The 26,598-nt window shown below is 54.8% G+C and carries 27 protein-coding genes and 1 pseudogene; 7 read left to right on the plus strand and 21 right to left on the minus strand.

What is annotated here, in order from left to right; all coding sequences use genetic code 11:
- The 3 genes from QZ506_RS01130 to QZ506_RS01140 form a co-directional block, all read left to right on the plus strand.
- Positions 1-120, plus strand: a 120-nt coding sequence (locus QZ506_RS01130; RefSeq protein WP_291968491.1) for an ATP-binding protein, incomplete at its 5' end; no start/stop codon positions are given.
- Between the two features lie 138 nt (positions 121-258).
- Positions 259-504, plus strand: coding sequence for a hypothetical protein (locus QZ506_RS01135; RefSeq protein ID WP_291968440.1), 246 nt, complete (start codon positions 259-261; stop codon positions 502-504).
- Complete coding sequence (locus QZ506_RS01140; RefSeq protein ID WP_291968442.1) at positions 497-670, plus strand: type II secretion system F family protein; 174 nt, start codon at positions 497-499, stop codon at positions 668-670. Before QZ506_RS01135 ends, QZ506_RS01140 begins: the two co-directional genes overlap by 8 nt.
- 43 nt (positions 671-713) lie before the next feature.
- Here the strand turns inward: QZ506_RS01140 and QZ506_RS01145 are convergent, their stop codons facing one another.
- A complete protein-coding gene (locus QZ506_RS01145) occupies positions 714-1,760 on the minus strand; it encodes a GMP reductase (protein WP_291968444.1) in 1,047 nt (348 codons plus the stop codon).
- Positions 1,761-1,945: 185 nt separating this feature from the next.
- On the opposite strand from QZ506_RS01145, the gene coaE reads away from it, so the two are divergent.
- The 3 genes from coaE to yacG are packed head-to-tail and all read left to right on the plus strand — an operon-like array spanning position 1,946 to position 3,543.
- Positions 1,946-2,563 (plus strand): dephospho-CoA kinase, encoded by a 618-nt coding sequence (gene coaE, locus QZ506_RS01150; protein WP_291968446.1) that lies wholly within the window; start codon positions 1,946-1,948, stop codon positions 2,561-2,563.
- A 2-nt stretch (positions 2,564-2,565) separates the two neighbouring features.
- Positions 2,566-3,318, plus strand: coding sequence for a cell division protein ZapD (gene zapD, locus QZ506_RS01155; protein WP_291968448.1), 753 nt, complete (start codon positions 2,566-2,568; stop codon positions 3,316-3,318).
- Positions 3,319-3,342: 24 nt separating this feature from the next.
- Entirely contained in the window at positions 3,343-3,543 is a 201-nt protein-coding gene (gene yacG / locus QZ506_RS01160; protein WP_264623695.1) for a DNA gyrase inhibitor YacG, read from the plus strand.
- A gap of 37 nt (positions 3,544-3,580) precedes the next feature.
- Here the strand turns inward: yacG and mutT are convergent, their stop codons facing one another.
- The 3 genes from mutT to secM all read right to left on the minus strand — a co-directional run bounded on the left by mutT (position 3,581) and on the right by secM (position 7,455).
- Complete coding sequence (mutT, locus tag QZ506_RS01165; protein ID WP_291968453.1) at positions 3,581-3,979, minus strand: 8-oxo-dGTP diphosphatase MutT; 399 nt, start codon at positions 3,977-3,979, stop codon at positions 3,581-3,583.
- Between the two features lie 77 nt (positions 3,980-4,056).
- Positions 4,057-6,765, minus strand: coding sequence for a preprotein translocase subunit SecA (gene secA, locus QZ506_RS01170; protein ID WP_291968455.1), 2,709 nt, complete (start codon positions 6,763-6,765; stop codon positions 4,057-4,059).
- 177 nt (positions 6,766-6,942) lie between these two features.
- Positions 6,943-7,455, minus strand: a complete 513-nt coding sequence (secM, locus tag QZ506_RS01175; RefSeq protein WP_291968457.1) for a secA translation cis-regulator SecM — start codon at positions 7,453-7,455, stop codon at positions 6,943-6,945.
- A gap of 34 nt (positions 7,456-7,489) precedes the next feature.
- Between secM and QZ506_RS01180 the strand changes: the two genes are divergently transcribed.
- Positions 7,490-8,023, plus strand: coding sequence for a DUF721 domain-containing protein (locus tag QZ506_RS01180; protein ID WP_291968494.1), 534 nt, complete (start codon positions 7,490-7,492; stop codon positions 8,021-8,023).
- Between the two features lie 44 nt (positions 8,024-8,067).
- On the opposite strand, the gene lpxC is transcribed toward QZ506_RS01180, so the two are convergent.
- From lpxC to QZ506_RS01265, 17 genes and pseudogenes are all read right to left on the minus strand, one after another.
- A complete protein-coding gene (lpxC, locus tag QZ506_RS01185) occupies positions 8,068-8,985 on the minus strand; it encodes a UDP-3-O-acyl-N-acetylglucosamine deacetylase (RefSeq protein ID WP_291968459.1) in 918 nt (305 codons plus the stop codon).
- Positions 8,986-9,087: 102 nt separating this feature from the next.
- Entirely contained in the window at positions 9,088-10,239 is a 1,152-nt protein-coding gene (gene ftsZ / locus QZ506_RS01190; RefSeq protein WP_291968461.1) for a cell division protein FtsZ, read from the minus strand.
- A 66-nt stretch (positions 10,240-10,305) separates the two neighbouring features.
- Positions 10,306-11,562, minus strand: a complete 1,257-nt coding sequence (gene ftsA, locus QZ506_RS01195) for a cell division protein FtsA (RefSeq protein WP_291968463.1) — start codon at positions 11,560-11,562, stop codon at positions 10,306-10,308.
- A complete protein-coding gene (ftsQ, locus tag QZ506_RS01200; protein WP_291968465.1) occupies positions 11,559-12,434 on the minus strand; it encodes a cell division protein FtsQ in 876 nt (291 codons plus the stop codon). The genes ftsA and ftsQ overlap by 4 nt, the downstream gene beginning before the upstream one ends.
- A 1-nt stretch (position 12,435) precedes the next feature.
- The gene (locus QZ506_RS01205) at positions 12,436-13,356 is read right to left on the minus strand and encodes a D-alanine--D-alanine ligase (protein ID WP_291968467.1); all 921 of its coding nucleotides are present in this window, start codon (positions 13,354-13,356) and stop codon (positions 12,436-12,438) included.
- Between the two features lie 2 nt (positions 13,357-13,358).
- Positions 13,359-14,819 carry a UDP-N-acetylmuramate--L-alanine ligase gene (gene murC, locus QZ506_RS01210; protein WP_291968469.1) on the minus strand — a complete coding sequence of 487 codons (1,461 nt, stop codon included), beginning with the start codon at positions 14,817-14,819 and terminating at the stop codon, positions 13,359-13,361.
- 90 nt (positions 14,820-14,909) lie between these two features.
- Complete coding sequence (gene murG / locus QZ506_RS01215) at positions 14,910-15,974, minus strand: undecaprenyldiphospho-muramoylpentapeptide beta-N-acetylglucosaminyltransferase (protein ID WP_291968471.1); 1,065 nt, start codon at positions 15,972-15,974, stop codon at positions 14,910-14,912.
- Positions 15,971-17,173 (minus strand): cell division protein FtsW, encoded by a 1,203-nt coding sequence (gene ftsW / locus QZ506_RS01220; protein ID WP_291968474.1) that lies wholly within the window; start codon positions 17,171-17,173, stop codon positions 15,971-15,973. Before ftsW ends, murG begins: the two co-directional genes overlap by 4 nt.
- Positions 17,173-18,489 carry a UDP-N-acetylmuramoyl-L-alanine--D-glutamate ligase gene (gene murD / locus QZ506_RS01225; protein WP_291968475.1) on the minus strand — a complete coding sequence of 439 codons (1,317 nt, stop codon included), beginning with the start codon at positions 18,487-18,489 and terminating at the stop codon, positions 17,173-17,175. Before murD ends, ftsW begins: the two co-directional genes overlap by 1 nt.
- 4 nt (positions 18,490-18,493) lie before the next feature.
- A complete protein-coding gene (gene mraY / locus QZ506_RS01230; protein ID WP_291968477.1) occupies positions 18,494-19,576 on the minus strand; it encodes a phospho-N-acetylmuramoyl-pentapeptide-transferase in 1,083 nt (360 codons plus the stop codon).
- Positions 19,570-20,931, minus strand: a complete 1,362-nt coding sequence (murF, locus tag QZ506_RS01235) for a UDP-N-acetylmuramoyl-tripeptide--D-alanyl-D-alanine ligase (RefSeq protein WP_291968479.1) — start codon at positions 20,929-20,931, stop codon at positions 19,570-19,572. The genes mraY and murF overlap by 7 nt, the downstream gene beginning before the upstream one ends.
- Positions 20,928-22,415, minus strand: coding sequence for a UDP-N-acetylmuramoyl-L-alanyl-D-glutamate--2,6-diaminopimelate ligase (gene murE, locus QZ506_RS01240; protein WP_291968481.1), 1,488 nt, complete (start codon positions 22,413-22,415; stop codon positions 20,928-20,930). The genes murF and murE overlap by 4 nt, the downstream gene beginning before the upstream one ends.
- Positions 22,402-24,165, minus strand: coding sequence for a peptidoglycan glycosyltransferase FtsI (locus QZ506_RS01245; RefSeq protein WP_291968483.1), 1,764 nt, complete (start codon positions 24,163-24,165; stop codon positions 22,402-22,404). The genes murE and QZ506_RS01245 overlap by 14 nt, the downstream gene beginning before the upstream one ends.
- Positions 24,166-24,202: 37 nt before the next feature.
- Positions 24,203-24,523 (minus strand): cell division protein FtsL, encoded by a 321-nt coding sequence (ftsL, locus tag QZ506_RS01250; protein ID WP_291968485.1) that lies wholly within the window; start codon positions 24,521-24,523, stop codon positions 24,203-24,205.
- On the minus strand, positions 24,520-25,461 hold the full coding sequence (gene rsmH, locus QZ506_RS01255; RefSeq protein WP_291968487.1) for a 16S rRNA (cytosine(1402)-N(4))-methyltransferase RsmH: 942 nt from the start codon (positions 25,459-25,461) through the stop codon (positions 24,520-24,522). The genes ftsL and rsmH overlap by 4 nt, the downstream gene beginning before the upstream one ends.
- 18 nt (positions 25,462-25,479) lie before the next feature.
- Positions 25,480-25,938, minus strand: coding sequence for a division/cell wall cluster transcriptional repressor MraZ (mraZ, locus tag QZ506_RS01260; RefSeq protein WP_291968489.1), 459 nt, complete (start codon positions 25,936-25,938; stop codon positions 25,480-25,482).
- 487 nt (positions 25,939-26,425) lie between these two features.
- Positions 26,426-26,598: pseudogene (locus tag QZ506_RS01265) on the minus strand (IS5/IS1182 family transposase); the annotation flags it as partial.

Genomic DNA, 26,598 nt, shown 5'->3' on the forward strand with positions numbered 1-26,598 from the left:
CCTACGGCGGCCGATGCCTTCCTGGATCGGCTGATCCACAACGCCCACAGACTGGAGCTTAAGGGAGAATCATTAAGGAAAAATAGCCCGGTAGTGGAAAGCGCAGAAGAAACACGCTAACACGATAAAAAAGTTAGGTTCTCGGATGATCGATCGCATGCGAATATGCACCGCGCCCGCTCCATAGCCCTACGACGGCAGGAAGAGCGTTTTTTGCTGAAGATCACGCTACTTGGCACACTGATACGAGGAGAGGCATTGAGCTATCTTTTCACTCTGCTCGCCTTGACGCAACGCGCTGTGCTGACACTGCCTGCCGGCCTGACAGCCGCCTCCACCCTTCCCTATGTTGCCTATCAGGAAGCGCTAATCCCGATTCTGCGGAATATAGAGCAGGGAGACTCGCTGCAACAGGCAATGACACCTTACAACAGGTTATTCCCCCCCTTGTGCACAACTGATTCGCGTAGGAGAAGAAACCGGCGCGCTGGACAACGTGTTTAGCCAGTTAGCGCAATGGCACCAACAGCAGACAGCACAGCGCGCTGAAACGCTAACCCACACGCTGGAGCCACTGCTGATCGTGCTGGTTGTAGGCATAATTGGTACGCTGGTGATTGCCATGTACCTGCCCATCTTCCAATTCGGGAATCTGATGGCGAATGCGTAATCGCTTCGCCATCTTCGTGCAGTCTGCACCGTGCGTGCTGGCGCTATGCGTTGCCGTTATAGATGCGGTTTTCCTGCTCTGCCACACGAATAAACGTGGTGCGCTTGGTGAGCTCTTTCAGGCGAGAAGCGCCAACGTAGGTGCATGCCGAACGCAAACCGCCCAGAATATCACGTACGGTATTATCAACCGGACCGCGCAACGGCAGTTTGACCGTTTTCCCTTCTGCGGCGCGATACTCTGCGACACCGCCGGAATGGCGCTCCATCGCAGAGGCAGAACTCATGCCATAGAACAGCATCAATTTCTCGCCATTCTCTTCCACCACCCGGCCTTCACATTCATCGTGGCCCGCAAGCATGCCACCGAGCATCACAAAATCTGCACCGCCGCCAAAGGCTTTCGCAACGTCACCCGGTATCGAGCAGCCACCGTCACTGACGATCTGTCCGCCCAAGCCGTGTGCGGCATCGGCACATTCAATCACAGCAGAGAGTTGCGGATAACCCACACCGGTTTTCACTCGCGTGGTACACACTGAACCCGGTCCGATCCCCACCTTGACGATATCCGCACCAGATAGAATCAGCTCTTCCACCATTTCGCCCGTCACGACGTTCCCAGCGCAAATGACCTTATCCGGCCAGGCTTCACGCGCTTTTTGCAGGAAATTAACGAAGTGCTCGGAATAGCCGTTGGCAACGTCGATGCAGATAAATTTGAGTTCAGCCGACAGCGCCAAGATCTGTTTCACCTTAACGAAATCCGCCTCCGAGGTACCGGTGGACACCATCACATGGCGTAATACCGTTTCAGGCGCGTCGTTGATGAACTGCGCCCACTGCTCAACGCTGTAGTGCTTATGTACCGCTGTCAGCACGTCAAATTCCGCCAGCGCACGCGCCATGCGAAAGGTGCCTACGGTATCCATATTGGCTGCAATCACCGGTACACCAGACCAGGTGCTCTGAGCATGAAGGAAGGTGAATTGGCGTTCCAATTCAACATCAGAACGACTTTTCAAGGTAGAACGCTTGGGGCGAATAAGGACATCTTTGAAACCGAGCTTCAGATCTTCTTCAATACGCATGACGGTTATCTTCCTGGTTATAGCAGCGAGTATGCCAGCAATGCGGCCACGTAACGTACAAAGGGAGAAGGCCATTCCCAGTTACCTCATCATACGCAGTAATAATGCAACAACAAGACTGCGATTTTCCCTTTATTTGGGCTAGAATCCCATAAATTTACCTGCTCATTTTCACGCAAGGCGTTATGACCTATATCGTAGCCTTAACAGGTGGCATCGGCAGCGGCAAAAGTTCGGTCGCCGATGCCTTCGCCACCTTCGGGATCCCGGTTGTCGATGCCGATGTCATCGCACGTCAGGTGGTAGAGCCCGGTGCGCCAGCGTTATCTGCTATTCAGGCGCATTTTGGTAACGATATGTTGAATAGCGATGGCACCTTGAATCGTGCCATGCTCCGCCAGCGCATCTTTTCCTCAACAGAGGATAAAACGTGGCTAAATGCCTTATTGCACCCCTTGATTCATGCAGAAACACGGCGACAATGGCAGCAGGCAAAAGTCCCCTATGTTCTGTGGGTAGTGCCGCTGTTGGTGGAGAATGGGCTGCAATCACTGGCACAGCGCGTGGCGGTCGTTGATGTGGAAAGAGACACGCAATTAGAACGCCTGCTTGCTCGCGACAAGGTAAATCGCCAGCAGGCTGAGAACATACTCGCGGCACAGGCAACGCGTGAACAGCGGTTGGCCTGCGCGGATGACATTATTGATAACAACGGTCGACCCGGGGCGTGGATGGAGCAGGTCGCCGCGTTACATCAACGCTACCTCGCCCTTGTCGCCGACAACGACCGACAGGACAAGTAACAATGAGCGATGCCCTTTCCACCGTGTTGTTTGAATACCCACTCAATGAAAAGACGCGTACCTGGCTACGTTTGGAAACGCTGCTACAACAGTTGCATGAAAATCACAGTTGGGCAGATATGGGCAGTGCGCTTGCCTTCTTCCGTGCCGTGGTCGATTTGCTCGACGTGCTAGAACGCGGAGACATTCGTACTGAACTCCTCAAAGAGCTAGAGCGTCAGCAACAAAAGCTACTGCAATGGAGCGATGTACCCGGCGTCGATCATGACCGTATCCATGCACTACGCCAGCGTTTGAAGCAACTCGCGGCCGTGCTGATGTCTGCCCCACGCATGGGGCAATTCTTGCGCGAAGACAAGTTAATTGGCATGGTACGGCAGCGCCTGAGCATTCCGGGCGGTTGTTGCAGTTTTGATGTGCCAACCCTGCATCTGTGGCTGCATCAGCCGCAGGCGCAGAAGCAACAAGTGATCGATACCTGGCTACACTCTCTGTCACCGCTAAAAAACTCACTCGACCAAGTGCTGGAGCTGATTCGCCACTCGGGTACTTTTCGGGCACAAACCAGTTTGAACGGATTCTTTCAAGATAACGCGGTAGATGCCGACCTGATTCGTTTGCAATTGGCTATCGAGCATCAGCTTTACCCTCAGGTATCAGGCCATAAATCACGTTTTGCGATTCGCTTCTTGCCATTAGACAGCGAAAATGGTCAGGTTCCTGCGCGTCTGTCCTTTGTATTAGCCTGTTGTTAACCGATATTGTTGTAGGAAAAAAGCATGGATAACGAAACCTTCACTGTTAGCTGCCCTACCTGTAAAAAGTCGGTGGAGTGGGGAGAAAATAGCCCTTATCGCCCCTTTTGCAGCAAACGCTGCCAGCTTATCGACCTCGGGGAATGGGCAGATGAAGAAAAGCGCATCCCGAGCAATGAAGATATTTCGGACAGCGACGAATGGAGCGAAGAACCTCGCCATTAACGCCTGACGATTAATCAGCGGGGGTTGTCGCACCGATTTAGCAATGCGTTTCCTTCAGCCAGCGGATCATCTCGGCGTTGGCGGGAGGAAATTCATCCTCCAGCAGCGACGCGGCATCCAGCCAGCGAGAAGGCTGCCCTTCACGCCCATAGGGTTCACCCTGCCAGCGTTCAACCATAAAGAAGTGCAGCGTAATGATGCGCTCATCGGTTTCCACGGTTTTGCTGTTCAGCGCTATCGGTGCCAGCGCTTCAATCCCCGCTTCTTCACTCAGTTCACGAATCAGCGCCTGTTCCGCGGTTTCGCCCGGCTCCACTTTTCCGCCAGGAAACTCCCACATTCCTCCCATGTGTACGCCCTGAGGGCGACGGGCGATAAAAAACTCGCGTTGCGCATTACGAATAATGCCTACCGCAACGTTCAGGTGTTTACGCACGACTTACTCCTTCAGAACCCAGCCAAATAAAAGGAGGTCATTGACCGCCTCTTCGTTATATCACAGTGAGCGAGGCATTAGTGCTGCAAACGGCCATGGCACTGCTTGTACTTTTTACCAGAGCCGCACGGGCACGGATCGTTACGACCAATCTTGCGATCGCCCTGCCCGGCAGCCGCTGCCGCCGCGCTGACCTGATCGTCGCTCTGGTGGCTCAGCTGTTGCTGACGCGCCAGACGCTCCGCCTCTTTACGACGCTGTTGCTCCAGCGCTTCAACTTCTTCCGGCATTCTGACCTGCACCTTGCTCAGCGTGCTGATCACTTCATATTTCAAGGACTCCAGCATGTTGGCAAACATCGAGAAGGATTCGCGCTTGTATTCCTGCTTCGGATCTTTCTGCGCATAACCGCGCAGGTGGATACCCTGACGCAGATAATCCATCGCCGCCAGATGCTCTTTCCACAGAGAATCCAGCGTTTGCAGCATCACGCCCTTCTCGAAGTTGCGCATCACATCGATACCGACCACTTCTTCTTTACGCTGATAGAGATCGATGGCCTGTTGCAGGATACGCTCACGCAGGGTTTCTTCATGCAGCGTATGCTCTTCATCCAACCAGGCTGAAATCGGCAAATCGAGGTCGAAATCGTTTTTCAGGCGCTGCTCCAGCCCTTCTATATCCCACTGCTCTTCCAGCGACTGCGGCGGGATGTGGTTATCAATAGCCAGTTTAAACACATCTTCACGGATGCTGTTGATGGTTTCGCTGATATCCACCACGTCCAGCAATTCGTTACGCTGGGTGTAAATGGCACGACGCTGATCGTTAGCAACGTCATCATATTCCAGCAACTGCTTACGAATATCAAAGTTGCGGCTTTCCACTTTGCGCTGGGCGTTAGCGATCGCTTTAGTCACCCACGGGTGCTCAATGGCTTCACCCGGTTTCATTCCCAGTTTACGCATCATGTTGGAGACGCGATCGGAAGCAAAAATACGCATCAGCGCATCTTCCATCGACAGGTAAAAACGGGAGGAACCCGCATCCCCCTGACGACCAGAACGGCCACGCAACTGGTTATCGATACGGCGTGATTCATGACGTTCCGTACCGATAATATGCAAACCACCAGCTGCCAATACCGCATCGTGACGTACTTGCCATGCGGCTTTAGCTTCGGCAATCGCGGCCTTATCCGGATCGTCCAGCAGCGCCAAATCGGCCTGCAAGCTACCGCCCAGCACGATATCGGTACCACGGCCCGCCATGTTGGTGGCGATGGTCACTGCACTTGCCTGACCGGCCTGCGCAACGATATCCGCTTCCTTGGCGTGTAATTTGGCGTTCAGGACGTTGTGCTTGATGCCTGCTTTGGTCAGCGCTTCTGACACCACTTCCGATTTTTCGATGGAGATAGTCCCCACCAGCACCGGCTGGCCCTTCACGCTACGCTCTTTAATATCTTCGATGATCGCGTCGATCTTTTCCTGTTCAGTCATGTAGACCAGATCGGGTAAATCTTTACGGATCATCGGGCGGTTGGTCGGTACCACAATGGTATCGAGCTTATAAATGGAGCTGAATTCGAACGCTTCGGTATCGGCCGTACCGGTCATCCCAGCCAGCTTTTCGTACAGGCGGAAGTAGTTCTGGAAGGTGATCGATGCCAGCGTCTGGTTTTCGTTCTGGATCTTCACGTTCTCTTTGGTTTCCACCGCTTGGTGCAAACCATCGGACCAGCGACGCCCCTGCATGGTACGACCGGTGTGCTCATCCACGATGATCACTTCGCCGTCTTTTACGATGTAGTCAACATCACGGGTGAACAGCACATGGGCGCGCAGCGCTGCGGTAACATGGTGCATCAGCATGATATTGGTTGGAGAATACAGCGACTCCCCATCATCCATGATGCCTTGTTTTACCAGCAGTTCCTCCACCAGTACCAGACCGCGTTCGGTCAGGTTAACCTGACGCGCTTTTTCATCCACCGAGAAGTGCCCTTCACCGCGGAAGGTATCGGAGTCTTCTTTTTCCTGACGAATCAGGTGCGGAATGATCTTATTGACGCGGATATAGAGATCGGAGCTATCTTCCGCAGGACCGGAAATGATCAGCGGGGTACGCGCTTCATCAATCAGGATGGAGTCCACTTCATCCACCAACGCATAATAAAGCTTACGCTGCACGCGCTCTTCGGGGCTGAATGCCATGTTGTCGCGCAGATAGTCAAAACCGTACTCGTTGTTGGTACCGTAAGTGATATCGGCCGAATAGGCTTCACGTTTGGCTGGTGCAGGCATGCCCGGCAGGTTGATGCCAACCGTCAAGCCTAGGTATTCAAACAGCGGGCGGTTATTCTCGGCGTCACGCTGTGCCAGGTAGTCGTTCACTGTCACCACGTGCACGCCACGGCCGGTCAGGGCATTGAGGTAGGCAGGCAACGTTGCGGTCAGAGTCTTACCTTCACCGGTACGCATTTCTGCGATGCAGCGTTCGTTCAGTACCATGCCGCCCATCAACTGGACGTCAAAATGGCGCATACCAAACACACGCTTACTGGCTTCACGCACCACCGCGAACGCCTCAGGCAGTAACGCTTCAAGGGTTTCCCCTTTTTCAAGACGCGCGCGGAATTCAGCGGTTTTTGCCTTCAGTTCATCATCCGACAGCGCTTCGATGGCCGGTTCCATTCGGTTGATCACATCAACCACTTTACGCATACGGCGCAGCGTACGATCGTTACGGCTGCCAAAAACTTTAGTCATAATACTGGTTAACATAATGATTTTATTCTCACGTAGGCCGCTGTTTCAGCGACGATACGATAGCTACTCATAATTCCTTTCATCGCAATCCGGAGATCGGCGAGAAGAAGCGGTATTCGCGTTTGTATTCAGAACAGTGACATTGTCCATGTTCATCGTTATACGCCAGGAAAACGCGAGTGAAACTGCGTGTCAGGCAGAGCGTGATGGCCCAGCACGGATGCCACGGACTTGAGACAACCACAGCCCGGTACGGTGAGGAGAAGCGGCAAAAACTAGGGTGCCACGCGGCAAAGGGTGTAACGCCGAGGGGGTTTCCGGCAACGTCAATAGCGCATTGAGCGTATCCAGAATCACCAGCGGGTTAGCACTCAACGCCGCCTCTGCCTCCGGCAATGCGTGTGCCTGAGGCACCGTCAACGCAAACGAGAGATGGCGAATAACCGTGCGAATGGCATGTTGATGCCAATAATCGATACCAAATGACGTGCGGCGATGCACCTCTTTCAAACTGGCCAGTTCGGTCAGGCTGAAAGCAACGGGATTCTGGCGACTGATACTGGCCGTCGCGTTTGACGCAGAAGCATGCTCGTTGGTTTCGTTAAGGCTGGTCGGCAGACCAAGGCTGGCCGCAACCATCCCCAACAGGAGATGTGGCCAAAAATAACGTCTGCCAAATTGTCGCCAACGATTTAGAATACCCATGACGAGTTTATTTGCCCACCGGAGCCTGATGCCTATGCGTGATAGCCGCCCCCAATCACTGGCGTCCCTGTTCGATAGCGTGTCAGGGGGGAATAAAGGCCCCTTGCACGATGTCCAACAGCGCGCTATCGCCTTGTTAAAACTTAATCGGGCCGTGAAAGGCATACTGCATCCTCAACTGCACCCGTGGTGTCGCGTCGCGAATTATCGACAAGGCCACCTGATTCTGGAAACTGCCAATGCAAGCTGGTTAATGCGGTTACGTTATGAGCAACCCTCGCTACTCTCAGCATTGCGCGCTCAGATATTACCATCATTGGCATCGATCGACATCAGGATTAATCCCGCGCTGGCCGCAAAAGGGGATGAAACGGTATTGGGAAAGGATAATTTGAGCGCAGAAAACAAAAATTCAGATACGCCGCCCCGTCAACTGAGCGAACAAAGTGCCGAGACGCTCCGACATTTAGCCAGCCACAGTCCGAAAAAATTGAGTAAAATATTAGAAAAGCTGGCTTCACTCGCCGGAGAGGGTACGAGTAAAACCAGCCAACAGCAGAAGAAATAACCTGTCACATTCGCCTGAACGACGACACTAACGCCAGATGTCGGTTACGCCAGCACCGTAGAAGGCGCTTTGAACGCCAATGGCACTTCGCGCTCGTTTTCAAAGGTGACGTATTCCCACGCCTCCTGCTTAGCCAACACCGCCTGCAACAATTTGTTGTTGAGCGCGTGACCAGATTTGAACGCAGAGAACGCACCAATGATGTTATAACCACACATGAACAGGTCGCCGATAGCATCCAGCATTTTGTGACGCACAAACTCGTCTTCAAAACGCAGGCCATCTTCGTTCAGCACACGATAATCGTCTACCACGATAGCGCAATCCATACTGCCGCCCAGGCACAGGCCGCGGGATTGCAGGTATTCGATATCACGCGTAAAGCCGAAAGTACGCGCACGGCTGATCTGGCGAATAAACGCATCGGCTGAGAAATCCAGGCAATAGCGCTGTGAACCTGCATCAATGGCTGGGTGGTTAAAATAGATAGTGAAATCAAGGCTGAAACCGTTATACGGGGTCAGTTCTGCCCATTTATCACCGTCTTCAACCCGCACATGCTGTTTGATGCGAACAAACTTTTTGGCACAGTTCAGCTCTTCAATACCGGCATCAAGCAGCAGGTAAACGAACGGGCTGGCACTGCCATCCATGATTGGAATTTCCGGGGCATCAACATCAATCACGATGTTATCGATACCCAACCCCGCCAAGGCGGCGTTCAGGTGTTCCACCGTTGAAATACGCACGTCATGCTCGTTTACCAGGCAAGTACAGAGCACGGTATCACGCACGGATTTGGCATCAGCCGGAAAATCAACCGGTGGATTCAAGTCAGTGCGGCGATAGATGACCCCGGTATTCGCCGGTGCAGGTCGCATCGTCAGCGTGACTTTCTTGCCGGTATGCAAACCGACGCCCGTCGCCTGTACGATACGCTTTAATGTACGTTGTTTGATCATCGTATTATCTCGCAATGTTACTGAACCAACCGTCCTAGCTTACACCAAGTTCGGTGGGACAGTTTAGCACAAAGAGCGGAGATTCCAATCACAAAGCGGAGGTTAGTCCGCTTGTTTGCGCAAAAATGCGGGAATATCCAAATAGTCAGGCTCTTTGTTAGTTTGTACCGTTTGGTCATTAACCACCTTGGCTGCCGGTTTCTCCTGCGTCAGCGGCGTCATACCGTGCTGCTGATAACGGTGATCCATAACCGGTTGGCTGGCTTGTTTGTTGGTCAACAACGTAATTTCCGGACGCTTGTCCATGCCGATACCGGTCGCCACCACGGTGACGCGCAGTTCATCGTTCATGTCCGGATCCAATGAGGTACCAATCACCACGGTGGCATTGTCAGAGGCGAACGCACGAATGGTGTTACCCACGGTTTCGAACTCATCCAGACGCAGGTCAAAGCCCGCCGTGATGTTGACCAACACGCCGCGCGCGCCAGACAGGTCGATATCTTCCAGCAGCGGGCTGGAAATCGCCATTTCAGCCGCTTCTTCGGCACGGTCTTCACCGCGCGCCACGCCAGACCCCATCATGGCATAACCCATCTCTGACATCACGGTGCGCACGTCCGCAAAGTCCACGTTCATCAGGCCCGGACGGGTAATCAGTTCGGCAATACCTTGGACAGCGCCTTTCAGTACATCGTTCGCTGCACCGAACGCATCCAGCAAAGAAATACCACGACCCAGCACTTTCAGCAGTTTGTCGTTAGGGATGGTGATCAGCGAATCCACATGTTTGGACAGCTCAGCAATCCCCTGCTCGGCAAACGCCATGCGTTTTTTGCCTTCGAAGTTGAAGGGCTTGGTCACAACCGCAACCGTCAGGATACCGAGATCCTTTGCCACTTCAGCCACCACGGGGGCTGCACCGGTGCCGGTACCGCCGCCCATGCCGGCAGCGATGAACACCATGTCCGCGCCATCAAGCGCAGCGCGCAGCGCTTCACGGTCTTCTTCCGCCGAGTTACGACCCACTTCAGGGTTGGCACCTGCGCCCAGCCCTTTGGTGATGCCGCTACCAATCTGAATAGTCTGACCCACCGCAGTCTTGCGCAGTGCCTGCGCATCGGTATTCACTGCGAAGAATTCGACACCTTCGATGCGCTCACGCACCATATGTTCGACGGCGTTACCGCCGCCACCGCCGACGCCGATGACTTTAATCACCGCATCGTTGGTTAACTCCATTGGTTCAAACATAATTTCTCTCCGTTTTGTGCCTGTACCGCGAGACCGTCAAGTGTGCCACACGGTCTCTGATAAACATTAAAATTCCTTTCTCAGCCAGCTACTGATGCGTTTAAACAAATTGCCCACTGAGCCACGTTTTTCTACTTCGTGCTCACCGCACAGGTGAGACTCTTTGCCGTAATGCAGCAGCCCGACCGCCGTTGAGTAGAAGGGCTCCTGCGCATAATCCGTTAAGCCTGTTATATTCAGTGGCTGGCCAATACGCACCTGCGTGTGGAATACGCGCTTGGCGCAATCAACCAGCCCGTCGATCTGAGCGGCACCGCCTGTCAGCACAATGCCGGCGGCCAAATGGTGCTTCACGCCCTGCTGACGTAGTTGCTCCTGCAATTGCAAAATTTCATCGTTCACCAAATTGAGCAATTCGGTGTAACGCGGTTCAATCACTTCAGCCAGCGTCTGTCGTTGCAGACTGCGTGGCGGCCGACCACCAACGCTCGGTACTTCCAGATTTTCGTCTTTGCTGACAATCGCGCCTAATGCACAACCGTGGCGTACCTTGATCGCTTCCGCATCCGTGGGCGGCGTGCCAAATGCATAAGCGATGTCGCTGGTCACCACATTGCCCGCGTAAGGGATCACTTTGGTGTGACGCAGCGCACCGCCGGTATAGACCGCGATATCCATGGTGCCACCACCGATATCCACCACGCAAACACCCAACTCGCGCTCATCTTCTGTCAGCACGGCGTAGCTGGAAGCCAGGCCGGCAAAAATCAGTTGATCCACTTTCAAACCGCAGCGCTCTACGGCTTTGACAATGTTTTTCGCCATATCGTTATGGCAGGTGATCAAATGCACCTTTGCCTGCATGCGCACGCCCGAAAGCCCAATCGGGTTCTTGATCCCCTCCTGGTAATCAATGGCGTACTCTTGCGGAATCACATGCAAAATACGATGTTCATCGCGCACGCGCACAGATTTCGCCGTGTGCACCACGCTCTCGACGTCATCCTGCGTCACTTCTTCTTCCGAAATCGGCACGATACCGATTTCATTCTGGCAACTGATGTGCTTGCCCGACAGCGCCAGATAGACGGAAGAAATTTGACAATCCGCCATCAGTTCTGCCTGGTCGATGGTCCGCTGTACACATTTTACAACGGACTCCAAATCGTTAACGCCGCCTTTATCCATCCCGCGTGACGGACAACTGCCCACGCCGATGATATTGACCATGCCATCGGGCAGAACTTCCCCTACCAGTGCAGCCACTTTTGCTGTACCGATTTCCAGCCCAACTACCAGTTTTCTGTCCGTCGACTTGATCATTGTTGTTTAGCCTGCGCCTGATTCTGTTGCTGATTACCGTTCTGTTTTTGATCAACGTCTTTTCGCTGAGCATTTCCCTGCTGCTGATCCAGCAGAGGCGGTGCCCATCCTACCGCTGCACCGGTGTCGTAACGTAAGTCCACGTAGCTGACACGTTTATTGTCGTTCTGAGCCTGCCGCTGCAACAGCGGGTAAAGCTCAAGAAAACGTTCCAAACGCCGGGCCCGTTCATCACGCCCCAATTCCAGACGGATGTCATCTTCCAGCACCAACTGCCACGAATGCCGTGTACTCATCGCCACCATTTTTAATGTCAGCTTACTGCTCGCCAACACCTGACTCATGGTGCGGTAGCCTTCCAGCACATCGTTTTCACTGCCTTCGGGCCCGTACAGCAACGGCATTTTGCGATTACCGACCCGTTTGGCGGGCACGCTGAAGGAATTTCCTTCTGCATCCACCATCAGTTGGTCATTCCACCGCGCTACGGGCACATATTCAACAAGATGAATCTTTAATTCGTCAGGCCACTGCTTACGCACACTAGCCTGTTTGATCCACGGCAGACGTTCGATCTGCTGCTGGATAACATCCACATCCTGGGTCATAAAGGTGCCCGGCGCGCCCAGCGACAATATCGCCTGGCGAATATCATCATGGGTGGTGTAGTGCCGCTCACCGGTAACCACCAAACGAGAAAGCGGTAACCGACTGGCATCCTTCATCCACTGCAACACCATCCAGCCGCACCACAGGATGGTGCCCAGCACCACCAGCAGGAACAACAATCCAGCCAACTGCCCACCGTTACTGCGGCGCCCGCCTTTTGGCTCTTCGTCGCGTCCGCGCAAATTCCGCGCCGCCTGCGACATATCAAACAGCCGAGGCCAGGATCTGCGCGACGAGCTGCGAGAAGCTCATCCCGTACTGCCTAGCAGCCATCGGCACTAGGCTGTGATCCGTCATACCGGGCGAAGTATTCACCTCCAACAGGTAAAACGCTCCGTCCGCGTCCAGCATCAGGTCAACGCGTCCCCAGCCGCGACACCCCAATGCCGCAAAGGCCGCTTGTGCTAGTACACCGATGGCCTGCTCCTGCTCAGCCAGCAGCCCACTGGGACAAAAATACTGCGTCTCGTCAGAGAGGTACTTCGCGTCATAATCGTAAAACGCGCCCGCCGCCTGAATACGAATCGATGGCAGAATCGTCTCGCCTAACAGCGCCACCGTGTACTCCGGCCCACTCAGCCACTTCTCAACCAGCACATCGTCGTCATGCTGAAACGCGGTGTCCAGCGCCGTCACCAGTTCCTCTTGCTGCGTCACTTTACTCATACCGACGCTGGAACCCTCACGGCTCGGTTTCACGATCAGCTGCAACCCGAGGTGCGCGCAGGCTGACTGCAACTGCTCGGACGTTAACGCGTTATACTGTGCCCGCGTCAACGCGACATAAGGGGCGATCGGTAATCCCAACGACTGCCACACCAACTTGGTGCGCCACTTGTCCATGGTCAGCGCCGACGCCATCACCCCGCTGCCGGTGTAAGGCAACTGCAAAAACTCCAATACCCCTTGCAGCGTGCCGTCTTCACCGCCGCGACCGTGCAGGGCGATAAACGCTTTGTCAAACCCTGCCTCTTTCAGGCGAGTGACCGGAAAATCGCGCGGGTCAACGGCTTCTGCATTAACACCAGACTCTTTTAGTCCGGCAACCACCGCCTGACCGGAACGCAGTGACACATCACGCTCCGCCGATGTCCCTCCCAGCAGCACTGCCACTTTTTCCGCCATACTCACTCCGTAACCAGAGGTTGTAAGCGGGTATCCACCAGTTTACGCGCCAGCTTACCCACATTGCCCGCGCCTTGAATCAGCACCAGATCGCCATCGTGTAACGTCGGCGCCAACAACGTGGCAAGCATATCAGGATCGGTAACCAGAATCGGATCGACCTTGCCGCGTCCACGAATGGTACGGCACAGCGAGCGACTATCAGCACCAGGAATGGGGCTTTCTCCCGCCGAGTACACATCCAGTATCAGCAACACATCCACTTGCGACAACACGTGTGCAAAATCGTCATACAGATCGCGCGTACGCGTGTAGCGGTGCGGCTGAAACACCATCACCACGCGTTTATCCGGCCAACCGGCACGAGCGGCTTTGATCGTCGCATCCACTTCTGTCGGATGGTGGCCGTAGTCATCCACCAACATCACACTGCCTGCGCTGCCATTTACCGCATCCAGCGGGAATTCGCCCAGAAAATCGAAACGACGCCCGGTTCCCTGAAAACTGGACAGTGCGCGCAAAATTGCCGCGTCATCAATGCCCTCTTCCGTCGCCACGGCAACCGCTGCTGCCGCGTTCAACGCGTTATGGCGGCCCGGTGCATTCAGCGTAACCCGCAACAGCGGCTTACCCTGACGCGCCAGCGTAAAGTGCCCCTGCGCACCGGACTGATGGTAATCCGCCACGCGCACATCGGCGTCGTCGCTAAAACCGTAGGTGGTGATATGACGCCCTACGCGCGGCAGCAATTCACGGATCACAGCATCGTCCACGCACATCACCGCACGGCCATAAAACGGAAGATTGTGCAAAAAGTTGATGAACGTCTGCTTTAAATTTTCAAAATCGCCCTGATAGGTATCCATATGATCTGCTTCGATATTGGTGACAATCGCCACCATCGGTTGCAGATGCAGGAAGGACGCATCGCTTTCGTCCGCTTCCGCAATCAGGTAACGGCTGGAGCCCAGGAGCGCATGCACACCCGCAGCTTTCACCAACCCACCGTTGACAAAGGTCGGATCCAGACCAGCCTCGGCATAAATACTGGCGACCATCGCGGTGGTCGTGGTTTTGCCGTGAGTTCCGGCAATCGCGATACCGTGGCGAAAACGCATTAATTCGGCCAGCATTTCGGCGCGACGGATCACCGGAATACGCGCCTCGTGGGCCGCAACGATTTCCGGATTATCTGCGCTGATGGCGCTGGATACCACCACAACGCTGGCATCTTTCACGTTCTCAGGGCGATGATGAAAATAGATCTGCGCCCCCAGCGCCGCCAACTGCTGCGTCACCGCGTTCGGTGCCAGGTCAGAGCCGCTGATGTGGTATCCTTCGTTCGCTAACACTTCGGCAATACCGCCCATGCCAGCACCACCGATGCCGACAAAATGGATGTGCCGCACGCAATGCATTTCGGGCACGATGGAACGCAGTTTTGCCAATTGCTGTGTATTCACTTTTTCTACCGCTACCTTTTCACTTGTACTTCATTCAGTTGTCATGGGGAGACGACCTGCCCCCATACATTCTATTCTGTCAGCCGCACCTTACTGCGCGGCAGCGGCCACTTCGGCAGACACGCGTTCAGTGGCATCCAGCATTGCCACGGAACGGGCACGCTGTGCCATATCGCGCAACGTGGCACGATCCCAACCGGACAGCACATCGCTTACTGCATCAACACTCAGTGCAGACTGCTCAATAATTTTGGCCGCACCTGCCTGTTCCAGCGGCAGCGCATTCCAATATTGCTGCCGATCTTTATGCTGAAAGGGCACAAACAGCGCAGGCAAACCGGCGGCGGCAATTTCACTGACGGTAAGCGCACCAGAGCGGCACACCACCACGTCGGCCCAACTGTAGGCTTGCGCCATGTCATCAATAAATTCGGTGACTTTATGCTGCGGCACACCTGCTGCTGCATAAGCCTGCTGTACCTCAGACAACGCGCCTTTGCCCGTCTGGTGCCAGACAGTGACGTTAGCACCCAGTCGCGCGGCCACGTCCGGCAACGTGCTGTTTAGCACCCGAGCACCTTGGCTTCCGCCCACCACCAGCACACAGATCGGGCCTTCACGCCCGGCCAAACGTTCATCGGGTGTAGGCAACGCCAGCACATCGGTACGAACCGGGTTACCCACCACGTCAGCGTTGGGAAACGCACCGGGAAAAGCCTGTAATACCTTACGCGCAATGCGCGATAGCCAGCGGTTGGTTAATCCCGCAATGCCGTTTTGCTCATGCAGCACCACCGGGATACCGCATAACCACGCAGCGAGGCCGCCCGGTCCAGACACATAGCCGCCCATGCCCAGCACCACGTCCGGTTGATAGCGTTTCATGATCGCTTGCGCCTGACGCACCGCGCGATAAATCCGCAATGGTGCACACAGTTGCGCCGTAATACCTTTGCCGCGCAAACCGGAAATACGAATAAAATCAATATCAATGCCGTTTTTTGGCACCAAATCGGCTTCCATGCGATCTGCAGTTCCCAGCCAACGAACCTGCCAACCCTGCGACATCAAATGATGTGCGACCGCCAGCCCTGGGAAGACATGTCCTCCGGTGCCACCTGCCATCACCATCAAGCGCTTACCTTCGCCATTCATTTTGCACTCCTCGTGAACGCCTGCGCCTTGGTCAGGCGCGTCTCAAAATCGATCCGCAACAGCAACACAATGGCGGTCGACATGATGACCAAACTCGAGCCACCGTAACTGATTAACGGCAGCGTCAGCCCTTTGGTGGGTAACATTCCAGCAGCAGCGCCTACGTTTACCAGCGTTTGGAAACTAAACCAGATGCCGATAGAACATGCCAAAAAGCCGGAAAATCGCTGATCGATCTCCAACGCGCGCTTGCCGATAGACATGGCCCGAAAAGCGACGAAGAATATCATTAACAACGCCAAAACCACACCGATATAGCCGAGCTCTTCGCCTAAAATGGAAAAAATAAAGTCGGTGTGCGCTTCCGGTAAATACTCCAGTTTCTGCACCGAGTTTCCTAATCCTTGTCCCCACAGCTCGCCGCGGCCAAATGCCATCAGCGACTGGGTTAACTGGTAGCCACTGCCAAACGGATCTTCCCACGGATTCCAAAACGACGTCACGCGGCGCATACGGTAGGGTTCCGCCACAATCAGCAAACCGAAGGCAAACATGCCGCAGCCAATGATGGCGAGAAACTGCCACAGCTTGGCACCAGCCAAAAACAACATCGCCAGCGTGGTGATAAACAGCACAACCACCGTTCCCAGATCGGGCTGCGCCAGCAGTAGAACGGCCAGCACCACCATCACGCCCATCGGTTTGCAAAAGCCCCAGAAGTTGTTACGAACTTCCTCTACCTTGCGCACCATGTAGCTGGAGAGGTAGCAAAACAGCGCCAGCTTCGACAACTCCGCAGGCTGCACACGCAGTGGCCCTAGCGCGATCCAGCGTGAAGCACCATTTACCGAACTGCCGACCACCAGCACCACTAGGAGCATCACCAGTGTGAGCAGCAGTAATATCGGACTGTAACGCTGCCAGACTTCCATCGGCACGCGCATGGTGATCAACGCCAACGCAAATGCCAGACCAAGGTAAAACGCGTCACGCTTGGCAAAAAAGAACGGGTCGCTGGTCAAGCGCTGCCCCACAGGCATGGATGCCGAGGTCACCATTACGAACCCGATGACGGCCAGCACGAACATCAGCCAGAGCAGGGTGCGGTCATACATCACGATGCTCTGCACATCGCTTTCCCGCGTCCCCATGACCCAGACTTTCAGTCGTTCAATCACTGGCAGCCCAATAAAACGCATCAGCCAAGTTCCTCCGCCAATCGGGCGAACTCATCGCCGCGCTGTTCGAAGCTTTTGAACTGATCGAGGCTGGCACACGCCGGAGACAGCAGTACCAGATCGCCCGGTTCGACGCGCGTGGCAATAACGCGCAGAGTTTGCTCCATCGTCTCGGTTTGCTCTGCTATCTCTGGCCGCAACGCCGCCAGTTGGGCGCCATCACGCCCGAAGCAATACAGGCGAATATTGTCACCCTGAACATAACGCAGCAGCGGCGAAAAATCGGCTGATTTACCGTCGCCGCCTAACAGCAAGTGCAGTGTGCCTTTAACGTGTAATCCGTTCAGCGCCGCTTCAGTGCTACCAACGTTGGTTGCTTTGGAATCGTTAATCCAGCGCACGCCGTTACGCTGCAACATGCACTGGAAACGGTGCGGCAAACCGGTAAAGGTGGTGAGTGCCGTTAACGCGGGCGTACGAGGAATTCCCACCGCATCCGCCAATGCCAGCGCCGCCAGCGCGTTGGTGTGGTTATGTTGCCCCACCAAGGAAATCTCTTTGGTATTCAAAACGCGCTCGCCTTTCACACGTAGCCAGGTTTCGCCCTGCTGGGTGTTGAGGTGATAGTCGCCCACGTCCACGCCAAAGCTGATGCAGCGCGCGTCAGCGCCTTTAATCGGCATAGTTAGCGCGTCATCAGCATTCACCACACACACCTGCGCATGGTCATAGATACGTAACTTGGCAGCACGATACTGTTGGATACCAAATGGATAGCGGTTGGTATGATCTTCCGTAACGTTGAGAATACTGGCAGCGGCGGCGCACAGGCTGGACGTGGTTTCCAATTGGAAGCTCGACAGCTCCAGAACATACAGTTGGCACGGCTGTTTCAGCAGCGTCAGCGCCGGCAGGCCAATATTTCCGCCGACACCGACCACCCAACCGGCTTCCTTAGCCATTTCGCCGACCAGCGTAGTGACCGTACTTTTACCGTTGGAGCCAGTAATCGCCACAATCGGTGCCTGCGCTTCACGGCAGAACAACTCGATATCGCACACAATCTCTACGCCTGCGGCGGCGGCATCGGCCAGCGCGGGTGTTGCCAGTGCAATACCGGGGCTGGCGACGATCAGGTCAGCCGCTAACAGCCACTCTTCATTTAACGAAACAAGGTGGCGATCAACCTCGGCAGGCAACTTATCCAAACCAGGCGGACTAACACGGGTATCCACCACGCGCGGCGTCACACCGCGCGTCAGGAAGAAATCAACGCAGGAAAGCCCGGTTATCCCTAGGCCAATAATGACAACGTTTTTACCCTGATAGTCCATCATAGTGTTACCGTACCTTAAGCGTTGCCAGGCCTATCAGCACCAGCATCAGCGAAATAATCCAAAAACGCACAATCACGCGCGGCTCTGGCCACCCTTTAAGTTCATAGTGATGGTGAATCGGTGCCATGCGGAAGATACGCTGCCCGCGTAGCTTGAATGAACCGACCTGAAGGATCACCGACAGGGTTTCAACCACGAACACCCCGCCCATAATCACCAGCAAGAATTCCTGACGCAGCAGGACGGCAATGGTGCCCAACGCGCCACCGAGCGCCAGTGAGCCGACATCGCCCATAAATACCTGCGCAGGATAGGTGTTAAACCACAGGAAACCCAGGCCCGCGCCGACGATCGCCGTACAGACGATCACCAGTTCACTGGCGTGGCGGACATAAGGGATATGCAGGTAACCGGCAAAATTCATGTTGCCCGTCGCCCACGCCACCAGCGCAAAACCAGCGGCAACAAACACGGTCGGCATAATCGCCAAACCATCCAATCCGTCAGTGAGGTTGATCGCGTTACTGGTGCCGACGATGACAAAGTAGGTCAGCAAAATGTAGAGCAGGCCCAGTTGCGGCATCACATCTTTAAAGAACGGTACCACTAACTGCGTGGCCGGTGTGCCTTTGCCAATGGCATACAGGGCAAACGCCACCGCCAGCGCAATCAGCGATTGCCAGAAATATTTCCAGCGCGCGATCAACCCGTTGGTGTCTTTGCGTACCACTTTGCGGTAATCATCGACAAAACCGACGATACCGTAGCCCAGCAGCACCAGCAGCACACACCACACATAGGGGTTGGACAAATTGGACCACAGCAGTACCGAAACGATGATCGCTGCCAGAATCATGACACCGCCCATGGTTGGTGTGCCGCGTTTGCTGAAATGAGACTCAGGCCCTTCATTGCGCACCACTTGCCCGATCTGCAATTTTTGCAGCCAGGCGATCAGATGCGGTCCCATCCACAAGGAGATCACTAACGCGGTCAGCAGGCTGACAATTGCGCGAAACGTCAAATACGAGAAGACGTTAAAGCCGGAATAAAACTTGACCAGATGTTCGGCCAGCCACACTAACATGCTGCATTCTCCTGTAATGCGTGTACCACATGCTCCATCGCAGAACTCAGGGAGCCTTTAACCAAAATGCTGATCGTGCCATGCGCCGACAGCAACGTTTGCAAACGCGCGATCAATGCGGCCCGATCGGAAAAATGTTCACCACGTTCACTGGTGAGGCTGATGGCCTGACTTAAGGTGCCAATGCTCAACACCGTATCAATGCCTGCGTCACGCGCCACTTCGCCCACCTTCTGATGACACGCCTCGGCATCCTCACCAAGTTCACCCATGTCGCCCACCACCAGTACGCGGTAGCCCGGCATCTCCGCCAGCGTGTGCACCGCCGCAGTCATCGACCCCACATTGGCGTTGTAGCTGTCATCCAGCAGCAGTTTTTTTGCCGCCAGCATGATGGGGAACAAGCGCCCCGGCACGGCCTTGAGCTGCGCCAGCCCGTCTTTTACATGCTGCAGCCCTGCACCTACGGACATCGCCAATGCGGTGGCCGCCAGCGCGTTTGCCACGTTATGTCGACCCGGCAGCGGCACGTTGACCTCCAGCGCACCAAACGGCGTATGGAGTTCAAACAGGGTGCCCCCACATTCATTGCGAATATCGCTGGCGTAGTAGTCTGTGTATTCACCTTGCTGCGGTGAAAATTGCCATACTGTTTTGTCGCGCAGCACGTCGTGCCACCGCGTCAGGTCATTGCTGTCGGCGTTAATCACCGCAGTACCCTTGGTGGGCAAACCGTTAAAGATCTCCCCTTTGGCGCGCGCTACGCCGTCCAACGATCCAAACCCTTCCAGATGTGCGGCTGCCAGATTATTCACCAGCGCGCTATCCGGACGTACCAGATTGGTGGCATAGGCAATCTCACCAATATGGTTAGCTCCCAACTCAATCACCGCAAAGCGATGATCAAGGGTGAGGCGCAGCAACGTTAACGGCACGCCAATGTCATTATTGAAATTGCCGTCGGTGTAAAGCACGTCACCACACTGACGCAAAATCGCTGCCGTCATCTCCTTGACGGAGGTTTTGCCGGAAGAACCGGTCAGTGCCACCACACGCGCAGAAGATTGGCGACGCATCCAGGCACCCAGTTCGCCCAATGCCAGACGGGTATCCCCCACCAACAGTTGTGGCATGTCGATAGGTAAGTGCTTACTGACCAACAGAGCCGCCGCACCACCGCGTACTGCATGATGGGCATAATCATGGGCATCAAACTTTTCACCGCGTAGAGCGATAAACAGGCAGTCCGGCGTCAATTCTCGGGTATCGGTGCACACTGTTTCCACCGCCACATCCTCACCCAGGAGTGTGGCATTTAACGCCGTGGCCAGTTGCTGCAACGTCACGCGAATCATGCGATAACCCCCAGCAGACGCGCGGCGGTCACGCGATCGGAATAATCGAGACGCTGATTGCCCACCAGTTGATAATCTTCATGGCCTTTACCTGCAATCAACACAATATCGTCCACGTTGGCCTGCATAATGGCACTGGTCACCGCTTCAGCGCGACCATGCACCGCCAGTGCTCGTCCGGCATCCACCAAACCTGCAAGAATGTCTTTCACGATAGCCTGCGGCTCTTCGCTCCTGGGGTTATCGTCCGTCACCACAACGCGATCGGCCAGTTGTTCCGCGATGGCCCCCATAAGTGGGCGCTTACCTTTGTCACGATCGCCGCCGCAACCAAATACGCACCACAGTTGACCGGAGCAATGCGGACGCGCCGCCGCCAGCGCTTTCTCCAGCGCATCCGGAGTGTGGGCGTAGTCCACAATCACAGTCGGTTTACCCGGTGCTTTAAACACTTCCATGCGACCGCAAACCGGCTGCAATTGTGTGCCGGTTTCCAGTAATCTATCCAGTGGGTAGCCAAGGGAAAGTAACGTTGCCATTGCCATTAGCAGATTGCTGACGTTAAATTCACCCATAAGGCGACTTTCTATGCGGCCGCTGCCCCATTTAGAGTCAAACGCAATTGAAGCGCCTTCGTCGTGATAATCGACGGCGGTGGCTTTCAGCCAGCGGCCACGGCAGCCTGGCACCAGATTATTGTACAGCGTCACCGCCACGGCATCCGGCAACTGCGCCAGCCAGCGTCGCCCCACCCCATCGTCGGCATTAATGATCGCCTGACCCACTTTATGTTCTGAGAACAGAGACCACTTGGCAGCCTCATAGCTTTCCATATCACCGTGGTAATCCAGATGGTCGCGGCTCAGGTTGGTGAAAACCGCCGCCGCAAACGGCAACGCTGCAACACGATGTTGTACCAAGCCGTGCGAGGAAACTTCCATCGCAGAAAAAGTAGCGCCTTGTTCAACTAACTGATTCAGAAAGTGCTGTATATCGACGGCCGAGCCCGTGGTGTTCGCTGTGGGATTTACGCGCCCTAACAGACCATTACCCACGGTGCCCATCACGGCGCTGGTATCGCCCAGCAGTTGGCTCCATTGGGCCAGCAACTGTGTGGTTGTGGTTTTGCCGTTGGTGCCGGTAACACCGACCAGCCGTAATTTTTCCGCAGGCTGCTGATAAAAACGCCCCGCCAACGCCGACAAACGTTGGTTCAAATTACTCAGATACACAACCGGAACGCCGTGCATTTCACGTACCGTGCCATCGGCAGCTTCACCGTCTGCCTCTGCGATCACGGCCGCCACCCCCTGCGCAATCGCCTGAGGAATATAGCGACGCCCATCCACGCTGTGGCCAACTACGGCCACAAACAGATCGCCCGCCGCTGCAACACGGCTGTCCAGCGTCATTTCCCGCAGTTGGCGCGGTGGGACATCCTGCACCCACGGTGCCAGTAAATCGCACAGATTACGATCTGCCACCTGAAACCTCTTTATGGTTAATCACAAAATCATTTTTATCGCCGACGGGCAGCGCATCCGGCTCAACGTTCATGGTGCGCAGTACGCCGCCCATGATGGCGCCGAACACCGGCGCAGAAACCGCACCACCATAGTAGTTACCCGCCTTAGGATCGTTAATCACCACCACCAGCGCAAAGCGCGGGTTGCTGGCAGGAGCGACGCCTGCGGTGTAGGCAATATATTTATTGATGTATTTGCCGTCCGGTCCCACTTTTTTTGCCGTACCGGTTTTAATGGCAACACGGTATCCCTTGATCGCAGCCTTGGTTCCGCCACCACCGGGCAGAGCAACACTTTCCATCATATGTACCACTGTGCGCACGATAGGCTCGGCGAAAATGCGTTCCCCCGGCACTGGTGGATCGACTTTGGTAATGGAGAGCGGACGATAGATACCATAGCTACCGATAGTGGCGTAAACGCGCGCCAGTTGCAGCGGTGTCACCATCAACCCATAGCCGAAAGAAAAGGTGGCCCTCTCTATGTCAGACCACCGTTGTTTTTGAGGGTATAAGCCACTGCTTTCTCCGACCAACCCCAAATTTGTCGCTTTTCCCAAACCAAAACGCGAGTAAGTGTCTACCAGCGCTGAGGAGGGCATCGCTAACGCCAGACGTGAAACACCGACGTTACTCGACTTCTGTAGTATTCCGGTCAGAGTCAGTTCCGCGTAGCGGGCAACGTCTTTGATCTCATGACCGTTGATGTAATAGGGCAAGGTATTGAGCAGGCTGTTTTCTTTGACAACGTTACGTTGCAGCGCCGTCATCACCACCATCGGTTTTACCGTCGAACCCGGTTCAAAAATGTCGGTAATAGCGCGGTTACGCATGACATCGGAGGGGGTGCCCGCTAGATTGTTCGGATTGTAGGAAGGGCTGTTAGCCATCGCCAGCACTTCACCAGTACTGACATCCACCAGCACGGCGGTGCCAGATTCGGCATTATTGAAGGCCACGGCGTTGTTCAGCTCGCGATAAACCAATGCTTGCAGACGCTCGTCAATGCTCAACATCAGGTTGTGTGCAGCCTGACTGTCAACGGAAGAGATATCTTCAATCACGCGACCAAAACGGTCTTTGCGCACCGTACGCTCACCCGGTTGCCCGGTCAGCCAATGATCGAAACTTTTCTCAACGCCCTCAATGCCCTGTCCATCAATATTGGTGAAACCAATCAGGTGAGACGTCACCTGACCAGCAGGATAGTAACGGCGTGACTCCTGGCGCAGATAAATGCCCGGCAGCTTGAGTTTGTGAACATATTCACCGATAGCGGGGTTCACCTGACGCGCCAGATAGACAAAGCGCCCTTTCGGGTTAGCGTTGATTTTCGCCGCCATCTGATCGAGCGGCAAATCCAGCGCATCAGAAAGCGCTTTCCAGCGGGTGTCGAGCGACACGCCGCCGTGTTCATTCAACTCTTTGGGATCGGCCCAGATGGCGTTAACGGGCACGCTGACCGCCAACGGACGCCCGGCGCGATCGCTGATCATGCCGCGCGCAATGGGAACCTCCTGCACACGCAGGGAGCGCATATCCCCTTCACGTACCAGTTGATCCGGGTTGATCACCTGCAAATAGGCGGTGCGCAACATCAGCCCCACCATTGCCAACAGTATGCCTGTACAGAGCAACGCAAAACGCCAGCTTACAAAGCTGGCCTTATCTTCCTGTCGTTTCAACTTTCCTGTGCGCGCTGCTTTCATGCCAAATGAGTACCTATGTTCTCATGCTCAACCAGACTCACTGTTTGACTACGATATTTTCCTGCGCCGGGTCCACGTGCCCCATGTGCAGCTTTTCCGTTGCGATATGCTCCACCCGACTGTGTTCGCCCAAGGCGTTCTCTTCCAGAATCAGGTTGCGCCATTCGATATCCAACGCATCACGCTCCAACAACAACTGCTCGCGCTGTGCGGTCAGCAAGCGCGTCTTGTGCGCGGTCGTCACCACCAGCACCGCAGAAACCAACGCACCAATCAGCAGCAGCAGTGGCAATTTTCCGTGACGAAGAATGTCCTGGCCGATAATGCCTGCCAGGCTGTGCCGCTCGTTGCTTATCATTCCGCTAGCCGTTCCGCGATACGTAACACAGAGCTACGCGCTCTCGGGTTTTCTGCCACTTCGGCTTCCTGCGGCATCATCTTGCCTACCGTTTTCAGCGTTTGACCGCCTTGCGCCCGCAGTTGTGCTTCAGTAAGCGGGATCCCGGCTGGCACCTGTGGCCCACGGCTGTTATGACGCATAAAACGCTTCACAATACGATCTTCCAGCGAATGAAAACAGATGATCGACAAGCGGCCCTGCGGTGCGAGTGCCGTCAGCGCGCCGTTCAGCGCCTGCTCGATCTCATCCAGCTCACTGTTGATATAGATACGGATTGCCTGAAAACTGCGGGTTGCCGGGTGTTTATGCCGCTCTTTGATCGGGCTCGCCACCGCAATCAGCGCAGCCAACTCGCCTGTGCGCGTCATCGGTTCTGTGCTGTTACGTTCCACAATGGCGCGCGCAATCCGCTTGGAAAATCGCTCTTCGCCAAAGGTTTTCAACACCCAGGCAATGTCATCGACTTCTGCCGTTTGCAACCATTGCACCGCTGACTGCCCGCGCGTCGGGTCCATACGCATGTCCAACGGGCCGTCGCGCATAAAGGAAAAACCGCGTTCAGGATCGTCCAGTTGCGGCGAAGAGACGCCCAAATCGAGCAACACGCCGTCAATACGCCCGGTTAACCCTAGGGCCTCCACGTAACTTGCCAGCGCGGAAAAAGGTCCGTGAACAATAGAAAAACGGGAATCTTGAATCGCCTCTGCTGCCGCTATAGCTTGAGGATCGCGATCGATAGCCACAAGGCGTCCTTCCGGTCCGAGACGGGAAAGGATCAGCCGCGAATGGCCACCACGGCCAAACGTGCCATCGATGTATGTGCCGTCAGCGCGGATATTGAGGCCATTAACCGCTTCATCCAACAGCACAGTGGTGTGTTTATAATTTTCCGGCATGTATTTCTTTCAGAACGACTACAGTGATAAATCCTGCAATCTCTCGGACAACGGGGCGTCAGAGGATTGCTCAGCGTCAATATCGTCCTTGACCTGTTGATACCAGGCCTGCTCATCCCACAGTTCAAACTTGTTGAACTGGCCGACCAGCATCACTTCTTTCGTCAGGCTCGCATGTTGCCGTAGCGTACTGGCAATCAGCAGACGCCCGGCATTGTCCATCTGGCACTCACTGGCATGCCCCAATAGCAACCGCTGCACGCGGCGCTCAGCGGGATTCATGCTCGACAGACGTGACAACTTTTGTTCAATGATTTCCCACTCAGGCAGGGGATAAAGCAGCAGACAGGGCTGATGGAGGTCAATGGTGCAAACCATCTGACCTTGCGATGCCTCTGACAGCGTTTCCCGATAACGGGTAGGAACGGCGAGCCGACCTTTACTGTCGAGGTTAATCAGTGTAGCCCCACGAAACATGCTCGAGTTACCCCTTCATGACCCTTTTCACCACTTTATCCCACAAATTCCCATACTGATGAGTTTACGGAGGGTATGAAAACCTTGTCAAGCCAGAGCGGACGCACTTTGGAATTATTTCTGCCTCAACACGGACATGAATGGCATAAAATGGAATAACAGACGGAAATTAAGGGAGATTAACGCCATGAAAATTTGAGGAAAAATCATTTCTGGATAAACAATCAGAAAGAAAGAGTAATAATTTCTCATTTTTACTTAAATTTACCATTAATCATAAAACGCTTGTGTCACCGTCGCCGTATTCCTCCTCCATCACCCGAGCACGGCGCTTGCCCGCTGCGCACTCCATACCGAGGTCGTGTATTCAATATGTTGATTGCAGTGTGAAATGTCCGGTTTTGGATGTGGAATAGGCTTTGTTGAATAAATGGCTTTGTTGAATAAATCAAAACTTGTAACGACTGCGCCCCATACGGGTCGATTGTTACGTGATGCGAATACTGTTCGGCATTCCTAATAGCGTGATCCGGTTAAGCGCTTTGACCATGGCCATGGCTTTACCCACCTGAGCATCGTAGTCTCTCAGACTTAGATGACCACCCAGAAGCCTTTTGAACCGGAACATGGCCGTTTCAGCCACTGAGCGCCGGTGATAGC

The sequence above is a fragment of the Candidatus Symbiopectobacterium sp. genome, from assembly GCF_020054415.1.
Lineage (GTDB): Bacteria > Pseudomonadota > Gammaproteobacteria > Enterobacterales > Enterobacteriaceae > Symbiopectobacterium.

Coding starts and splice junctions, on each gene's coding strand:
- ftsL (WP_291968485.1), bottom strand. CDS start 24,523: ATGATAAGCAACGAGCGGCACAGCCTGGCAGGCATTATCGGCCAGGAC.
- secA (WP_291968455.1), bottom strand. CDS start 6,765: ATGTTAACCAGTATTATGACTAAAGTTTTTGGCAGCCGTAACGATCGT.
- QZ506_RS01205 (WP_291968467.1), bottom strand. CDS start 13,356: ATGGCGGAAAAAGTGGCAGTGCTGCTGGGAGGGACATCGGCGGAGCGT.
- ftsW (WP_291968474.1), bottom strand. CDS start 17,173: ATGCGTTTTATTGGGCTGCCAGTGATTGAACGACTGAAAGTCTGGGTC.
- lpxC (WP_291968459.1), bottom strand. CDS start 8,985: ATGATCAAACAACGTACATTAAAGCGTATCGTACAGGCGACGGGCGTC.
- QZ506_RS01180 (WP_291968494.1), top strand. CDS start 7,490: ATGCGTGATAGCCGCCCCCAATCACTGGCGTCCCTGTTCGATAGCGTG.
- ftsQ (WP_291968465.1), bottom strand. CDS start 12,434: ATGTCGCAGGCGGCGCGGAATTTGCGCGGACGCGACGAAGAGCCAAAA.
- yacG (WP_264623695.1), top strand. CDS start 3,343: ATGGATAACGAAACCTTCACTGTTAGCTGCCCTACCTGTAAAAAGTCG.
- coaE (WP_291968446.1), top strand. CDS start 1,946: ATGACCTATATCGTAGCCTTAACAGGTGGCATCGGCAGCGGCAAAAGT.
- QZ506_RS01145 (WP_291968444.1), bottom strand. CDS start 1,760: ATGCGTATTGAAGAAGATCTGAAGCTCGGTTTCAAAGATGTCCTTATT.
- secM (WP_291968457.1), bottom strand. CDS start 7,455: ATGGGTATTCTAAATCGTTGGCGACAATTTGGCAGACGTTATTTTTGG.
- murG (WP_291968471.1), bottom strand. CDS start 15,974: ATGAATGGCGAAGGTAAGCGCTTGATGGTGATGGCAGGTGGCACCGGA.
- ftsZ (WP_291968461.1), bottom strand. CDS start 10,239: ATGTTTGAACCAATGGAGTTAACCAACGATGCGGTGATTAAAGTCATC.
- zapD (WP_291968448.1), top strand. CDS start 2,566: ATGAGCGATGCCCTTTCCACCGTGTTGTTTGAATACCCACTCAATGAA.
- mraY (WP_291968477.1), bottom strand. CDS start 19,576: ATGTTAGTGTGGCTGGCCGAACATCTGGTCAAGTTTTATTCCGGCTTT.
- rsmH (WP_291968487.1), bottom strand. CDS start 25,461: ATGCCGGAAAATTATAAACACACCACTGTGCTGTTGGATGAAGCGGTT.
- QZ506_RS01245 (WP_291968483.1), bottom strand. CDS start 24,165: ATGAAAGCAGCGCGCACAGGAAAGTTGAAACGACAGGAAGATAAGGCC.
- ftsA (WP_291968463.1), bottom strand. CDS start 11,562: ATGATCAAGTCGACGGACAGAAAACTGGTAGTTGGGCTGGAAATCGGT.
- mraZ (WP_291968489.1), bottom strand. CDS start 25,938: ATGTTTCGTGGGGCTACACTGATTAACCTCGACAGTAAAGGTCGGCTC.
- murD (WP_291968475.1), bottom strand. CDS start 18,489: ATGATGGACTATCAGGGTAAAAACGTTGTCATTATTGGCCTAGGGATA.
- murF (WP_291968479.1), bottom strand. CDS start 20,931: ATGATTCGCGTGACGTTGCAGCAACTGGCCACGGCGTTAAATGCCACA.